18 protein-coding genes are annotated in these 14,761 nt (G+C 70.1%); 3 read left to right on the top strand and 15 right to left on the bottom strand.

Annotation, left to right across the window (positions count from 1 at the left end; translation table 11 throughout):
- Positions 1–93: 93 nt before the first annotated feature.
- The 3 genes from DR046_RS00475 to DR046_RS00465 are packed head-to-tail and all read right to left on the bottom strand — an operon-like array spanning position 94 to position 3,407.
- Positions 94–1,374 (bottom strand): NAD(P)/FAD-dependent oxidoreductase, encoded by a 1,281-nt coding sequence (locus DR046_RS00475; protein ID WP_115378854.1) that lies wholly within the window; start codon positions 1,372–1,374, stop codon positions 94–96.
- Positions 1,367–2,722 (bottom strand): glutamine synthetase family protein, encoded by a 1,356-nt coding sequence (locus tag DR046_RS00470; RefSeq protein WP_115378852.1) that lies wholly within the window; start codon positions 2,720–2,722, stop codon positions 1,367–1,369. The genes DR046_RS00475 and DR046_RS00470 overlap by 8 nt, the downstream gene beginning before the upstream one ends.
- Entirely contained in the window at positions 2,715–3,407 is a 693-nt protein-coding gene (locus DR046_RS00465) for a type 1 glutamine amidotransferase (protein ID WP_115378850.1), read from the bottom strand. The genes DR046_RS00470 and DR046_RS00465 overlap by 8 nt, the downstream gene beginning before the upstream one ends.
- Before the next feature lie 195 nt (positions 3,408–3,602).
- On the opposite strand from DR046_RS00465, the gene DR046_RS00460 reads away from it, so the two are divergent.
- Entirely contained in the window at positions 3,603–4,046 is a 444-nt protein-coding gene (locus DR046_RS00460; RefSeq protein ID WP_115378848.1) for a CAP domain-containing protein, read from the top strand.
- A gap of 174 nt (positions 4,047–4,220) precedes the next feature.
- On the opposite strand, the gene DR046_RS00455 is transcribed toward DR046_RS00460, so the two are convergent.
- From DR046_RS00455 to rlmJ, 10 genes are all read right to left on the bottom strand, one after another.
- Positions 4,221–5,609, bottom strand: coding sequence for a glutamine synthetase family protein (locus DR046_RS00455; protein WP_115378846.1), 1,389 nt, complete (start codon positions 5,607–5,609; stop codon positions 4,221–4,223).
- Positions 5,606–6,415 (bottom strand): ABC transporter permease, encoded by an 810-nt coding sequence (locus DR046_RS00450; protein WP_115378844.1) that lies wholly within the window; start codon positions 6,413–6,415, stop codon positions 5,606–5,608. Before DR046_RS00450 ends, DR046_RS00455 begins: the two co-directional genes overlap by 4 nt.
- Positions 6,415–7,299, bottom strand: coding sequence for an ABC transporter permease (locus DR046_RS00445; RefSeq protein WP_115378842.1), 885 nt, complete (start codon positions 7,297–7,299; stop codon positions 6,415–6,417). The genes DR046_RS00450 and DR046_RS00445 overlap by 1 nt, the downstream gene beginning before the upstream one ends.
- A 3-nt stretch (positions 7,300–7,302) precedes the next feature.
- Positions 7,303–7,491: a hypothetical protein gene (locus DR046_RS23180; RefSeq protein WP_135227234.1), complete on the bottom strand. Its 189-nt coding sequence runs from the start codon at positions 7,489–7,491 to the stop codon at positions 7,303–7,305.
- Between the two features lie 148 nt (positions 7,492–7,639).
- Complete coding sequence (locus DR046_RS00435; protein WP_115378838.1) at positions 7,640–8,362, bottom strand: transporter substrate-binding domain-containing protein; 723 nt, start codon at positions 8,360–8,362, stop codon at positions 7,640–7,642.
- A 48-nt stretch (positions 8,363–8,410) separates the two neighbouring features.
- Positions 8,411–9,184, bottom strand: coding sequence for an ABC transporter ATP-binding protein (locus tag DR046_RS00430; protein ID WP_115378836.1), 774 nt, complete (start codon positions 9,182–9,184; stop codon positions 8,411–8,413).
- A 70-nt stretch (positions 9,185–9,254) separates the two neighbouring features.
- The gene (locus DR046_RS00425) at positions 9,255–9,965 is read right to left on the bottom strand and encodes a PhnD/SsuA/transferrin family substrate-binding protein (RefSeq protein ID WP_115378834.1); all 711 of its coding nucleotides are present in this window, start codon (positions 9,963–9,965) and stop codon (positions 9,255–9,257) included.
- A 39-nt stretch (positions 9,966–10,004) separates the two neighbouring features.
- Positions 10,005–10,445 carry a tellurite resistance TerB family protein gene (locus tag DR046_RS00420; RefSeq protein ID WP_115379690.1) on the bottom strand — a complete coding sequence of 147 codons (441 nt, stop codon included), beginning with the start codon at positions 10,443–10,445 and terminating at the stop codon, positions 10,005–10,007.
- Between the two features lie 55 nt (positions 10,446–10,500).
- Entirely contained in the window at positions 10,501–10,794 is a 294-nt protein-coding gene (locus DR046_RS00415; RefSeq protein ID WP_115378831.1) for a DUF1330 domain-containing protein, read from the bottom strand.
- Positions 10,795–11,574, bottom strand: a complete 780-nt coding sequence (gene rlmJ, locus DR046_RS00410; protein WP_115378829.1) for a 23S rRNA (adenine(2030)-N(6))-methyltransferase RlmJ — start codon at positions 11,572–11,574, stop codon at positions 10,795–10,797.
- A gap of 128 nt (positions 11,575–11,702) precedes the next feature.
- Here rlmJ and DR046_RS00405 point away from each other — a divergent pair, with 128 nt between their 5' ends.
- Positions 11,703–12,488 (top strand): MipA/OmpV family protein, encoded by a 786-nt coding sequence (locus DR046_RS00405; protein ID WP_115378827.1) that lies wholly within the window; start codon positions 11,703–11,705, stop codon positions 12,486–12,488.
- Here DR046_RS00405 and DR046_RS00400 read toward each other — a convergent pair.
- Entirely contained in the window at positions 12,472–13,329 is an 858-nt protein-coding gene (locus DR046_RS00400) for a PhzF family phenazine biosynthesis protein (protein ID WP_115378825.1), read from the bottom strand. The two genes, DR046_RS00405 and DR046_RS00400, sit on opposite strands and share 17 nt — an antisense overlap.
- A 104-nt stretch (positions 13,330–13,433) precedes the next feature.
- Positions 13,434–13,607, bottom strand: coding sequence for a CsbD family protein (locus DR046_RS00395; RefSeq protein WP_115378823.1), 174 nt, complete (start codon positions 13,605–13,607; stop codon positions 13,434–13,436).
- Positions 13,608–13,720: 113 nt separating this feature from the next.
- On the opposite strand from DR046_RS00395, the gene DR046_RS00390 reads away from it, so the two are divergent.
- Positions 13,721–14,755: an ion channel gene (locus DR046_RS00390; RefSeq protein WP_115378821.1), complete on the top strand. Its 1,035-nt coding sequence runs from the start codon at positions 13,721–13,723 to the stop codon at positions 14,753–14,755.
- The last annotated feature ends 6 nt before the right edge of the window (positions 14,756–14,761 follow it).

Below are 14,761 nucleotides of genomic sequence, written 5' to 3'. Positions count from 1 at the left end.
GACCGCTTCGGGCCAGGCAACAGACGCGTCGATCCGGGCCCGGCGACCCCGGACGAGCCACTGACCGCGCCGAGCGCAACGGGCCGGGCGCCCCTACCGCACCAGCCGGTCTCGCATCGCTCCGAACAGCATGCCCGCCTGCGCCGCCCAAGGGCCCAGCACCCGGCCGCCGGGCAGGGCGGGTGTCGGCAGGCTGGCGAGCGTGTCGAACCGCGACCGCTCGCCGCGCATCGCCTCGACGCTGACCTTCCCGAACAGCGCCGACAGCGCCAGCCCGTGGCCCGAATAGCCCCCGGCGGAGAACAGGCCCGGCGCGACCTCGGCCAGGTAGGGCAGGCGGGTCGCCGTCACCGCCAGCGTGCCGCCCCAGGCATGGGTCAGCCGCACCCCGGCCAGGTCGGGATAGACCCGCGCCATGTTCACCCGGACCCGCGACGCGATGTCCGAGGGGAAGCGGCGCCCGTAGCTCTCGCCCCCGCCATAGACGAGCCGCCCGTCCCGCGTCTGCCAGAAGTAGTTGACCACGAAGCGTCCGTCCGCGACGGCGACCGGGTCGGCCATCGGCGGCGTCGGCAGCGGTTCGGTCACGGCGATGTAATTGTTGATCGGCAGCACCCGCGCCGCCGTTCTGGCCGTCAGGCCGGGGGCGTAGCCGTTCGTGGCCTGCAGAACGAAGCGCGCCGAGACATGGCCCGAGCCCGTCTCCACCCGCTCGCCGATCCGGATGACCTCGGTCGTCTCGTAGATCTCGGCGCCCGCCGCCTCGGCCGCCCGCGCGAGCCCCAGGACATAGGCCAGCGGATTGCAGTAGCCCGCCCTCCGGTCCAGCACGCCGCCGGCATAGGCCTCGGTCCCGATCCGGGTGGCGATCCCGGCGCGGTCGAGCACCTCGTAGTCGGTGCCGTAGTCGCGCCCCATCCGCTCGGCCCAGCCGGCATAGGCGGGAAGCTCTCGCTCCGACAGGCAGGCTGACAGGACGCCGGGGCGGAAATCCGCCTCGGGGGCGTGCTCGGCGATGAGGCCGATCGTCAGCGTCCTGGCCTCTTCCGCCAGCGCCCAGAGCGCGGCCGCATCCGTGCCGGGCCGCGCCTCCAGCCGGGGCTGGTCCCAGTTGAAGCCGGAGCCGACCTGGCCTCCGTTGCGGCCCGAGGCGCCCCAGCCGACCCGGTGCGCCTCAAGCACGATCACCGACAGGCCCGCACGCGCGGCGTGCAGCGCCGCCGACAGCCCGGTGATCCCGCCACCGATCACGCAGAGATCGACGGCCCGGTCCCCGTCCAGCGGCGGACGAGGGGCGGGCAGGGTCAGGCCCTCGGCATACCAGGTGTCCGGCCAGACGCCCGCGTCGCCATTCGCGTGCAGCCAGTCAGACATTGAGCAGAAGGTGCTCGCGCTCCCACGGAGAGATGACCTGCAGGAAGGCGGTGTATTCCATGCGCTTCACCGCAGTGTAGACGCGGGCGAAGTCGGGATGCAGGACCTCGTGCATGGCCTTGGCCTCTTCGAACAGGTCCAGCGCTTCGGAGAGGTGGTTCGGGATGCCCTCGGCGGAATCGTAGGCGTCGCCGGTGAATTGCGGCGCCGGGTCGATGCGGTTGACGAGGCCCAGATAGCCGCAGGCGAGCGAGGCCGCGATGCCGAGATAGGGGTTGCAGTCCATCCCCGCGATCCGGTTCTCGACGCGCTTGGCCTCGGGCTCCGAGACGGGCACCCGCAGGCCGGTGGTGCGGTTGTCGCGGCCCCATTCCAGGTTGATCGGCGCGGCGAAGTCGCGGACGTAGCGCCGGTAGGAGTTCACGTAGGGGGCCAGCAGCGCGATCACCTCGGGCAGGTGCTTCTGCATGCCGCCGATGAAGTGCAGGAAGGCCTGCGTCTCCATGCCGCTCTCGTCGACGAAGAGGTTCCGACCCGTCGCGATGTCGACGACGGAGTGATGGATATGCATGGCCGAACCCGGCTCGTCCTGGATCGGCTTGGCCATGAAGGTCGCGTAGCAGTCCGACCGCAGCGCCGCCTCGCGGATCATCCGCTTGAAGTAGAAGATCTCGTCGGCCAGCTTCACCGGGTCGCCGTGGCGCAGGTTGAGCTCGACCTGGCCCGAGCCGCCTTCCTGCAGGATGCCGTCGATCTCGAGCCCCATCGCCTCGGCATAGTCGTAGATGTCGTCGATGACGGGGCCGTATTCGTCGACCGCCGACATCGAATAGGCCTGTCGCCCCGCGGCGCGGCGGCCCGAGCGGCCCATCGGAGGTTCGACCGGCTTCGAGGGGTCGGTGTTGCGGGCGACGAGGTAGAACTCCATCTCGGGCGCGACGACGGGCTTCCAGCCCCGCGCATGATAGAGATCGACCACCCGGCGCAGGACGTTGCGCGGCGCGGTGTGGACCGGCGCGCCCGACTGGTCGGCCATGTCGTGGATGATCTGGAGCGTCCAGTCCGCCGTCCAGGGCGCGGCGCAGGCGGTGGTGAAGTCCGGCGTCAGGATCATGTCCGGCTCGAGGAAGTCGGCGTCGCCATCGTCGGCCCAGTCGCCGGTGATCGTCTGCTGAAAAATCGAGTTGGGCAGGTAGAAGCGCGACTGCTTGGCGAACTTGGCCGCCGGCATCGCCTTGCCGCGGGCGATCCCCGACAGGTCGGCGACGATGCACTCGACCTCGTCCAGCCGGCGCCCGTCCAGCCAGGTCCGCGCGTGTTCGGGCAGGTTGTCCATCCAGTCAGACATGCGCCACCCGCGTCTTGAAGAACCGGGCGATGGCGTCCGACAGCCGCCCCGTATCGAGCGGGAGCGCAGCGTCGCGCGCGGCCTGCTCCAGCTGGTCGTCCGGATAGGTGCCGGAGCCACGGCGCAGGTCGACATAGGCCTCGACGACCTCGCCCGGGAACTCGGGATGAGGCTGGACGGTGAAGGCCCGGTCGCCATAGGCGAGTACCGCGTTCTCGCAGAAGGCGCTGGAGCCCAGCCGCGTCGCGCCCTCGGGCAGGGTCAGGACCTGGTCCTGGTGCCAGGCGTTCAGCGCGACCTCGCTGCCGTCGGCCAGCACATAGGTCCGCCGCCCGATGGCCCAGCCATCGGCAAACTTCTCGACCCGGCCGCCGAGGGCCTGCGCGATGATCTGGTGGCCGAAGCAGATCCCGACCAGCGGGATGCCGGCTTCCATCGTCGCGCGGATGAACTCCTCGAGCGGCGGGATGAAGGGATGGTCCTCGTAGGCACCGTGGCGCGAGCCCGAGACGAGCCAGCCGTCGGCGGCCTCGGGACCGGAGGGGAACTGCATGTTCTCGACGTCGTAGACGTCGAAGTCGAAGCCATGGCCGTCCAGCAGCCGGGTGAACATGGCGTCGAAATCGCCCTTCTCCGTGCGCACCGGATCGGGGGCGTGGCCGGCCATCAGGATACCGATCTTCATCTTGTCCTCGGGGTTTCGGGCGCACGCTATAGCGCCGGGCGACAAAGCTGAACAGGAAAAGAATGCGCCGGGCCTTGTGCGGCCGGGACCTGTTGGGGGCATTGCGGCCCGAGGGTACCGGCGAACGCTTTCGCGGTGGCGGTGGTGGAGCCCGGCCGCAAGAGTTTGTTAATCCCCCTGCGCTAGCGTTCCCGCATGTGGCGCATCCTGTTCCTCCTCGCTCTGCTTTCCTTCGCCCTCGCCGGTCCGGCCGCGGCGGAGGGGGTGTCGCTGGCCGCCGCCGCGCGGGCGCAGCAGGGCCTGCCGGGGCTCCGGCCCGATCCGGTGCTGTTGCGGGCGGCACAGATGCAGGCCGACCACATGGCCGAGCGCGGGCGCATCGGCCATGACGGTCCGGGCGGCATGAGCCTCGTCGCGCGGGCGCGTGCCGTCGGCCATCGGCCCTGCTACCTTGCCGAGAACGTGGCCAGCGGGCAGCGCAGCGCCGCGCGGGTGACGCGCGACTGGCTCCGCTCGCCGGGCCACCGCGCCAATATCCTGAACCCCCGTCACGACCGCGCCGCGCTCGCATGGGCAAGGGGGCGCAACGGGCGCCTCTACTGGGCGATGGTGCTGGCGGGACCCTGCCGAGGGCCGTGACGCCCATGGGGACCACGTTGTCGCTCCCTCATCGCCGGGTCTGAACCGGCGCCCGACCGATCTGCCGTCGGCGGAAGGCCATTGAGTCGATCGCCCGGGCGCGCGAGGCCGTGGCAAAGGGGGCTTTCGGAAGGGCTCGGCGAGGGCCGGCCGGGAGGGGACGGGTCGGATGGTTCAGACCGTGTCGAGATAGAGCTCCATGCGGTCTGCCTCGGAAAGCTCCTCGATGTCGCGCATCTCCTGCCGCTTGGTCAGCACCATGTTCTCGATCAGCACCGTCGGGAGCAGGCGTGCCGTCCAGGGATCGGTCGCGAAGCGGTCCACGGCATCGGCCCAGCTCGACGGGATGCGTGGCAGGTCCATGCCATAGGCGTTGCCGGTGATCGGGGCGGGCGGCTCCTCCCCGTCCTCGATGCCGGCCAGCGCGGCTCCGAGGATCGCGGCGAGCAGGAGGTAGGGGTTCACGTCCCCGCCCGAGATCCGGTGCTCGATCCGCCGCGCCACCGGGGGCGAGGCCGGGATGCGGATCGCCGAGGTCCGGTTCTCGTAGGCCCAGGCGAGTCCGGTCGGCGCATGCGCCCCCGGCACCAGCCGGTCATAGCTGTTGGCATGGGGCGCGAAGATCAGCGTCGTGGCCGGCGCTGCCTTCAGAAGCCCCGCGACCGCGTGGCGCAGGCTGGCCGAGCCCGCCTCCGTCCCGTCGTCGAAGATGTTGCGCCCGTCCCGGTCCAGGACCGAGAAATGGACGTGCATCCCGTTGCCCGCGTAGTCGGGGTAGGGCTTCGCCATGAAGCTGGCCGCGAAGCCGTGCCGCCGCGCCAGCCCCCGCAGCGCCAGCTTGAACAGCCAGGCATCGTCCGCCGCCTTCAGCGCGTCGGGCTGATGCGCGAGGTCGATCTCGAACTGGCCGATCCCCGCCTCGGAAATGGCGGTGTTCGCCGGAATGTCCATTTCCTCGCAGGCGTCGTAGAGCTGGGTGAAGAAGACGTCGAACGAATCGAGCGCCCGCATCGACAGCGTCTCGGCCCCCGGCCTGCGCTTGCCCGACCGGGGCGAGACCGGCACGCGGATCTGCCGGGTCGAATCATCGACGAGATAGAACTCCATCTCGGTCGCGACCACGGGCGTCAGGCCCCGCGCGGCGTAGCCGGCTAGCACCCGGGCCAGCGCATGGCGCGGGTCGCCGTCGAAGGGCCGTCCGTCCGGATGGGACATCCACAAGGGCAGCAGCGCGGTCGGCGTGTCGAGCCAGGGCATCGGAAGGTAGCCCCGCTCGGTCGGGTGCAGGATGCCGTCGGCATCGCCCGTCTCGAAGACCAGCGGGCTGTCCTCGATGTCCTCGCCCCAGATGTCGAGGTTCAGGACCGAGTAGGGGAAGCGGGTGCCCTCCTTCTCGAGCTTGTGCGCGAAGCGGCGCGGGAAACGCTTGCCGCGCGCCTGCCCGTTCAGGTCGCAGGCCGCCGCGCGGACCGAATGGATGTGGGGATGGGCGTCAAGCCAGCCGCCGCGCGTCGGCGGGGCCGAGCCGTCGGCCCGGACCGGCTCGGGCGAGACTTCGTTCATCGGATGATCTGCGGAAGCAGCCGTGGCCGTCGTGCCGCGGCCTGGGGAAGATGCCGGTTCAGGCGGCGGTTCACGATCCCCATGACCCCGATGATGCCCAGGGTCAGAAGGATGAAATAGCCCGCCAGAATCGGGTAGGGCACGAAGGGATTGAAGGTCTTGTCCGCGAAATACTGGGCGTAATAGAGCGAGTCGGCCTGCTGCTGACGTGCCGGGAAGCCGGTGAAGAAGACGAGCGTCGTGGCGTGGAAGAGGAAGATCGCCTCGTTCGTGTAGGCCGGCCAGGCCAGTCGCAGCATGGTGGGCCAGGTGATGCGCTTGAATCGCGTCCAGCCCTCGATCCCGTAGGCCGCCGCCGCCTCGGTGTCGCCCTTGGGGACGGAGCGCAGCGCGCCGTAGAAGATCTCGCCGGAATAGGCGGCGGTGTTGAGGAACAGCACGACCAGTGCGCCCAGCGCCGCCGAGGAAAGCGGCTCGGTCCAGGGGGCGACCTGCTTCAGCGACAGGAACAGGAAATAGGCGAAGAAGAACTGGATGAAGAGCGGCGAGCCCCGGAAGAGGAAGATGAACCACTCGGACGGCTTGCGCAGCAGGGGATTGGCCGAGGCCTTGCCCAGCGCCACCGCCGTCGCCAGCACGAAGCCCGAGAGGAGGGCGAGCAGACCGAAATAGACGTTCCAGATCAGGCCCGAGCCGATCAGCGTGAACTGCTGGCAGAGCGTGAAGTCCGTGCGCGGCAGCAGCCGCTCGCCGATGCCGATGGAGCGCAGCCCGTAATCGGCGATGGTCTGGAGACATTCCTCCATCACGCGCCCGCCCTGCGCATCGCCTCGCCCGCCGCCGTCGCCTGCCCGCGCGACAGCCGGTCCGACAGTCGCGCGATGACGATTTCAGAGACGCGGGTGAAGGCGAGGTAGAAGATGAGCAGCGCGAGGAAATACCACATCCGCCAGTCCGGATGAGGGTAGGCCGTGAAACGCGGCGTCTTGGCCGCCCCGAGCTCCCGCGCCCAGTAGACGATGTCCTCGACGCCCAGCAGGAACAGCAGCGGCGTGGCCTTGATCAGCACCATCCACAGATTGCCCAGGCCCGGCAGCGCATAGACCCACATCTGCGGCACGACGATCCGCCGGAAGGTCTGGCGCGAGGTCATGCCGTAGGCCTCGCCCGTCTCGACCTGCGCGCGCGGCACGGCCCGCATCGCGCCGTAGAGCACGTTGGCCGCGAAGGCTCCGAAGACGATGGCGAAGGTCAGGACGGCCAGCGCGAATCCGTAGCCCTCGTGCGCCCATTGCGGGGCGCTGCCGAGCGGCAGCTTGGCTTCCGGGCAGACGAGGAAGTCGGCGCCCTGCCGGATGGGCTGATCCCAGTCGGGGCAGAGCGTGACATGGCGCAGGTATTCGAAGCCCTGGTCGAGCGCGATGACGAAGAACAGGAAGAAGGCGATGTCAGGCACGCCCCGCACGATGGCGATGTAGCCCTGGCCGAACCACCGGAGCGGCGCGACCCGCGAGCGCGCGGCCATCGCGCCGCCGAAGCCGAAGGCGAGCGCTGTGGGCGCCGTGACGGCAAGCAGGATCAGGACGGTCCCGAAGGCCGCGTAGAAGTTCAGATGCACGCCGGTCGTCAGGTAGCAGGCGAGCCAGGGCAGGGTGCCTAGCGTGTCGGGGTCGGTGCAGAAGGAGAACATCCGTCAGCCTCCCAGACCGAGTCCGGCGCCCGGATGTCGACGGTGTCCTACCTGGCCGAGATGAAGGTTCATCGGGAAGTCACGGATATCGGCCTCCCGCGTCGCGACCAGTTCGAGTTTCGGATCGAGATGCGTCGCAGCATATTCGATCGCCCGGCGGAGCGCCGTCTGCACCTCGACCTTGCGCGCCACGATATCGGCCTCGAAGCCGGACGGGCCGATCCGCCGCGCCCGGCTCCGGGGGGCTCTGTCCCATATCCGACGGAAGCAGAAGACATGTCCGACGATCGGAAGGGGCCGCAGCCAGCGACGCAGGCGTGTCCACGGCCCCCACATCGTCTCACTCGAAGGTCGCGGCCTCTTCGCCGAACCACTTCACGATCAGCTCGTTGAGCGTGCCGTCCTCCTTCATCGCGGTGACCTGCGCGTTGAAGGTTTCCTGCAGTTCGTCGTCGCTCTCGCGCAGGCCCATGCCGATGCCGCCGCCGAGCGGGACGCCCTCGCCAACGAAGACGAGTTCGCCGCCCGACTCCTCGACCGTCGGCACCAGCGCGTCGCGGTCGGCGAAGACGGCGTCGGCCTCGCCGTTGCGCACGGCGGCGATCGTCTCGTCATAGGTGGCGTATTCCAGCAGGGTCGCGCCCGACTCGGCGACATGGCCGGCCTGGATCGTGTTGGTCTGCGCGGCGATGACGCCGGTGATGTCGGCATCCTCGGAAAGCGCGACATAGGCGCTGTCGGCGGGCGGGAAGTAGTTCTGGGTGAAGTCGATGACCTCGTCCCGCTCGTCGGTGATGCTCATCCCGGCCATGATCGTGTCGTAGTTGCCGGAGGTGAGGTTCGGGATGATCGAATCCCACTCGTTCGTGACCCATTCGCAGGTCAGTCCGGCGCGGGAGCAGAGCTCGTTGCCAAGCTCGATCTCGAAGCCGTCGACCTCGCCGGCGTCGTTGATGAAGTTGTAGGGGGCATAGGCACCCTCGGTGCCCATGCGGACGGTCTGCTGGGCGAACGCGGCAGAGGCGGTCAGCGCTAGGACGGTGGTCGCGAGGATCAGTTTCATCTCGGTCTCTCTGTTGGATGGGCCGGGCGTTGCACCGCGCGGTCCCGGTTAGTGAGCGGTCGCGGAGAGGAACCCCCGCAGCCGCTCGGATTTGGGGGCGCCGAACAGCTCGGAGGGCGCGCCCTCCTCCTCGATCAGGCCCTGGTGAAGGAAGATGACGTGATCGCTGACATCGGCGGCCAGCTTCATGTCGTGGGTGACGATGACCATGGTCCGGCCCTCTTCGGCCAGCGCCTTGATGACGCGCACGACCTCCTGCTCGAGCTCCGGGTCGAGCGCGGAGGTCGGTTCGTCGAAGAGCAGGGCCTTCGGCTCCATGCAGAGCGCGCGGGCGATGGCGGCGCGCTGCTGCTGTCCGCCCGAAAGTTGCGCGGGCCACGCATCGGCCTTGTCGCCGATGCCGACCTTCTCGAGATAGCCGCGCGCGGCCGCCTCGACCTCGGCAGGGTCGCGGCGCAGCACCTGCACCGGCGCCTCCATCACGTTCTGGAGGATCGTGAGATGGGACCAGAGATTGAAGCTCTGGAACACCATCGAGAGGTTGGTGCGGATGCGGGTGATCTGCTTCGGATCGGCTGGCCGGCGGTGATGGCCCGTGCCGCGCCAGATCACCGCCTCCTCGCAGAAGAGGATGTCGCCCTGCTGGCTGTCCTCGAGCAGGTTGGCGCAGCGCAGCAGGGTCGATTTCCCCGAGCCCGACGAACCGATCAGCGACACCACCTGGCCCTGACAGGCGCGCAGGTCCACGCCCTTGAGCACCTCAAGCTGGCCATAGGCCTTGTGGAGCGCACGGATCTCGATGACGGGCGGGGATGTGGCCACGGGGCCTCCGGATTGTCGGGCTCCGCCGTTTACGCCGCAGAATCGCGCGGATTGCAATGGCCGCGCGGCGTCAGAGCGCCGCGGCGGGGTCGGGCGCGTAGGCGGAGGCCGGATGATCGGTCACGCCGATCAGTTTCGTGGCGCTCCTGTCCTCGGGCGGCATGGCCGCGATCGCGGCCTCCAGCGCGGCGCGGACGGGGGCGCGCCAGTCGGCGCGGGCGGTGATGAAGGGCGTCGAGGGCGTGGGCGGCGTCGTCGCCCGGATCGCGAGGCCCGGATGGGGCGCCAGCGCCCAGGTGACGGCGTCGATGGCGGCGAGATGGGCGCGGCCCTCGGCCACGGCCCGGATCGAGGCGGCATGGCCGCCGGTCAGCAGGATCGGACCGGCCAGCCCCGCCTCGCGCAACACGCCGCGGCCCGACTGGCTGTCGGGGGTGCTGACGGCGAGACCCGCGGCGGCGGCCTCGGGCAGGGGGCGCTGGTCGTCGGCCCGGGTCACAAGATGCGAGGCGTAGGTGCCGGGCGGCAGGCCCGGCAGGTCCCAGACCGGGGCGCCGACGACGGAGACATGGGCGCCGAGGCCCAGCCGCATCGGCAGTGCGCAGGTCATCGACAGGACGAGTCCCGGGTCGCGCCAGTGCGGCATGAACTCCTCGGGCCAGGCCAGCGTATCTGGCCCGAAACCGAGCCGCGCGCGTAGGCTGTCCCACAGCCTTTCCCAGGCGGGGCGGGCGGCGGGATACCAGCCGAGGCTGGCGGTCATGTCGGGATGGACCGGCATGGGCAGGGGCCGTAACGGCCCCGTCCCCACCGCGCAAGCTCAACCGTCCTGCTCGACCCGGCGGCGTGCGAGGTTCGAGTCGCGGTCGTTCACCCCCAGAAGGTTGGCGAGCAGGCGCAGCAACCCGTCCTCCTCCTCGTCGCGGGCGCCATCGGCGAGGACGACGGACCACAGCGCCTCGATCACCGCGACACGGTCCTCGAGCGAGATGGTGTCCTTGATCGCCTTGGTGAAGCGCACGGTGTCCGGCGCCTCGGCCTCCAGCTCCTCGGCCTCGCGGCGAAGCGCGGCGGCTTCGTCCGCGTCGAGCCCGTGGCGGCGCTGGAGGATGCGGTCGATGCGGTGGACCTCGGCCGAGGCGTAGTGCCCGTCGCTGCGGGCGACGCGCACCATAAGCGCCGCGAGGGCGAGCTTGGCGTCCGGGGCGGGCAGGCGTTCCGGCATGGGCGCCGTCAGGCGGCGGAGAAGATCGGCAAACATGGGCGTGATATAGGGCCGGACGCGGCCCGCGGCCAGCCGGGGCATTGCGGGTCGTTCAGCCGTCGTAGCCTTCGACGATGACGAGGTCGCTCTCGCTGATCCCCTGCCGCAGCTTCAGCGCCGCCTGATAGCCGTCGGAGCGGTAGCAGTCGATCGCAGCGGCATAGGTCGGGAACTCGATCACGACGGTGCGGGGCTTCGCTTCGCCCTCGACCAGCTCCCGTATGCCGCCGCGGACGAGGAACCTGCCGCCATATTCCGCGAGCGGTGCTGCATTGGCCGCGCGGTAGAGGTCGTATGCCTCCGGGTCGTCCACCCGGCCATGTGCGATCCAGTAACCTTTCGCCATCTATCCCTCCTCGATCCGGGCCGCGATGCGCGCGGCCTCCTCCTCCAGCCCCCAGGGCGGGTTCACCACGGCCATGCCCGATCCGCGCAGCCCGTGGCCCGCGCGGGCCTGCGGGACCGCGACCTCCGAGACCATCAGCCCCGGCAAGGCCGTGCGCAAGGCCCGGATCATCGGCGCATGGCGCCGGTCGGCCAGGATCGGATACCAGAGCATCAGCACGCCGACGTTCCACTTGCGATGCAGCACCGGCAGCAGCCCGGCGAGGCGGGCGTAGTCGTCCCGCACTTCCCAGGAGGGGTCGATCAGCATCAGTCCGCGGCGAGGCTCCGGCGGGACGAGCGCCTTCGCCATCTCCAGCCCGTCGCGGCGATGCATGCGCAGGCCGGGGCGGGCGGGCATGGCCGCCTCCAGCGCGGCATGCTCCGCGGGGTGCAGCTCGGCCAGATCGATCCGGTCGCCGGGCCGCGTCAGATGCGCCGCGATCCAGGGCGAGCCGGGATAGGCTGCGGGTCCGTGGGCCGCGCGTGCGGCGGCGACGGCGGCGCGCCAGGGATGGTCTTCGGGAAAGCGGGCCTCCAGCCGGGCGACGCCGGCCTCGGCCTCGCCGGTCTTCAGCGCCTCGGGCGAATCGATCCGATAGAACCCGCGACCCGCATGAGTCTCGAGGTAACTCAGCGGTTTCGGCTTGCGCGCAAGATACGCCAGGGCCGTCGCGAGCAGGGCATGCTTGTGGAGGTCGGCCGCGTTCCCGGCGTGAAAGCTGTGTTGATAGGACAACATCCCGCCCCGGTATCGCCGCAATTGGGACAAGTCACGCCTTCTTGTTCGAAAAGGGGCTGCCCTGCGCGCCTCGCGTGCTATCCCTCTGCTGACGCACTCACGTCACCACGATCACGACCGGAAATTCGATGCTTCGCACCCTCGCAGCCCTCGCCTGCCTCGCCCCTGCCGCCGCACTCGCGCAGCAGGGCGCGGTCACGTCCTCCGACATCTCGGGGCCGGCCCTGGGCTTCACGTTGCGGGGCGGGGTGGGGACGGCGCCGACCTATTCCGGGTCGAACTCGAACGAAGCGGTGCCGGATCTCGGGTTCGAGCTCAACTACCTGAATCTCGGCGGTTTCACCTTCGGCAATCCCGATCCGCTCTACCGGCCCGAGGGCTTCGGCGTGACCGGCTCGTTCCGCTACATCGGCGAGCGCGACGCGAGCGACGAGGCCGACCTGACCGGGCTGGAGGATGTCGACGACTCGCTCGAACTGGGCATCGGCCTGCGCTATGCTGCGGACAACTATCAGGTCTTCGGCAACGTGCGCTACGGCGTCGTCGGGCATGAAAGCTTCGTGGGCGAGCTTGGCGCCGACGCCTTCCTGCGCCCCAACGACCGCCTGACCCTGCGGGCAGGGCCGCGCGCCTTCTTCGGCGACCAGGACTACGCCTCGACCTATTACGGCGTCACCGCCGCGGAATCGGCCGCGTCCGGCGGCAACCTCGCCACCTACGACGCCGATGGCGGACTGCTCTCCACCGGGGTGGAGTTCGGCGCGGGCTACCGGATCAACGACGACTGGGGCATCGATGCCGCCGTCACCTACGAGCGGCTGCGCAACGACGCCCAGGACAGCCCTATCAGCCTCGACGACGACCAGTTCTCGGCCCGGATCGGCCTGACGCGCCGCTTCACGCTGGGATTCTGATCCGCCCCTCCGAGACCGGGACCGCGCGGCCCGAGATGCGGACCGCCGTGATCCTGCCACCGGAGACATCCGCCTCGAACCCGATCTCGGACCGGCGGCCCATGTCCTGGCCCTGGACGATGGCGAGGCGCGTCGTGCCCTCGGGCAGGGCGCCGTTCGCCAGAAGCTGCGCCGCGAGGATCGCCGAGGCCGACCCCGTGGCCGGGTCCTCGGGGATGCCCGCCGTTGGCGCGAACATGCGCGCGTTCAGCGCCGGGTCGTAGAGCCAGGCGCTGTCGGCCTCCGCGGCCTTCATCAACGCGGACCATCCCGGCTCCCGCGGGCGGGCAGCGGCCAGCGCGGCGCGGTCGCGGACGGGGATGTAGGCAAAGGCGGGGCCCCCGGTGAAGGCGCCGGGGCGGTGCGGGCCGATGGCCTCGGGCGGGAGCCCCAGCGCTTCGGCGCAGAGCGTCGGGTCCAGCGGCCCGCCATGGGGCGCGGGCAGGACCGGCGCGGTGAACTGCGCCGCCCCGTCTGTGACCGTGACGGGGACGCGCCCCGCCTCCTCCTCCAGAACGACGCGAGCCAGCCCGTGTCTTTTGGCGAGGAACAGCGCCGCGCCGACGGTGGGATGACCGGCGAAGGGGATCTCGGCGGTGGGGAAGAAGATGCGGGCGCGGGCGGTATGGGCCGGATCCCGCGGCGGCATCAGGAAGATCGTCTCCGACAGGTTGAACTGGCGGGCCAGCACCTGCATCTGCGCCGTCGTGAGGTTTCCGTCGGTCTCGACGATGGCGAGCGGGTTGCCGGCGAAGGGCGTGTCGGTGAAGACGTCCCAGACCTGGAACGGAAGACGGGTCATGTGGGGCCTCGGCTCTGGTTGCGCGGCGACCCTACCGCCTGGGACCACGACGGCAAGCGCCGCGCCCCGGGGGACGCGGCGCGGCATGCGAAGAGGCGGGGGCCTCAGTCTTTCAGCTTGTCCTTGGCTTCGCCCCACTTCTTCTGGGCCTTGCCCTCGACCTGGTCGGCCTGGCCTTCCTGCTTCATCCTGTCGTTGCCTGTCAGATCGCCGGCTTCTTCCTTGAACTTGCCGCCGATATCCTTGGTCTTGCCCTTGGTCTGGTCTTCGTTCGCCATCTGTCTATCCTCCGTTTGCAGGTAGGAGCCAAACCGTTCCGAATCGCGTCCAGTTCCGCGCGCGGCTGTCTGCCTCAACGGGAACCGAACGGGGGGCAGGGCGCTTTTCCCCCATGATCCTGTTTCGCAAGCTTGCTCTGGGTATCGCCCTTCTCCTGCCCCTTTGTCAGAACGCCGCCGCCCAGTCCCTGGACGTGGCGGTGCTGAACGATCCGCCCTACGCGATGCACGACCCGGCGGGGGTCACGACCGGCATGGCGGTCGACCTCATGCGGCTTGCGGCCGAGGCGGCGGCGCTGGACCTGACCTTCACCCCCGTGATTGGCGATGCGGAGGGGGCGCTGGCCGGATTCGACGTGGCGCTTCCGGTCTCGGCCACGCCGGCGCTTGAAGGCGGGCACGACCTCACGCTTCCGTTGCACACCGCCACCCTGGGCGTCGCGCGCAAGGGCACGGGGTTCCTCGACACGGTGCGCGGGGTGCTCAGCCTCGACTTCCTTCAGGTCGTGCTCTGGGTCTCGGCCTTGCTGCTGCTGGTCGGCGCGATCATCTGGCTGCTGGAGCGGCGCAAGAACGGCGAGATGTTCAGCGAGCGGCCGCTGCGTGGCATGGGCGACGGGTTCTGGTGGGCGGGCGTGACCCTGACGACCATCGGCTACGGCGACAAGGCACCCCGGACGCTCCCGGGGCGTGCGGTCGCCATGATCTGGATGCTGGTGGGCCTCGCCGTCAGTTCGTCGCTGACCGCGACGATCGTCGCCGCGACGGGCGTCACGGCGCCGCCGCCAGACCTGCCCGAGGATCTGCGCGGGGATCGCGTCGCGGTCCTGGCCGAAAGCCCTGCCGAACGCTTCGCGAGCGGGCGGAACCTGACGCTTCTGCGCTTCGACACGCTCGACGCCGCGATGACCGCGGCGGACCAGGGGCAGGCCGACGTGGTGCTGGGCGCGGCGCCGGCACTCCTGCGCGCGGACGAGATTGGCGGCTACGGGCTCGACGTCACGACGACCGAGTGGGAGCCGGTGTTGAAGGTCGCCATGCTGCCCGAGGACAGCCCCGCCACCGAGACGCTGAACCGCGCCCTGTTGACGGTGATCTCCTCGGCTGCAGGACAGGAGGTCGTGCGCCGCTGGCTGGACAAGGAGTGACCCCGC

It is taken from the genome of Jannaschia formosa, assembly GCF_003340555.1.
GTDB classification, from domain to species: domain Bacteria; phylum Pseudomonadota; class Alphaproteobacteria; order Rhodobacterales; family Rhodobacteraceae; genus Jannaschia; species Jannaschia formosa.
This window is presented reverse-complemented; position numbering and strand designations above follow the sequence as displayed.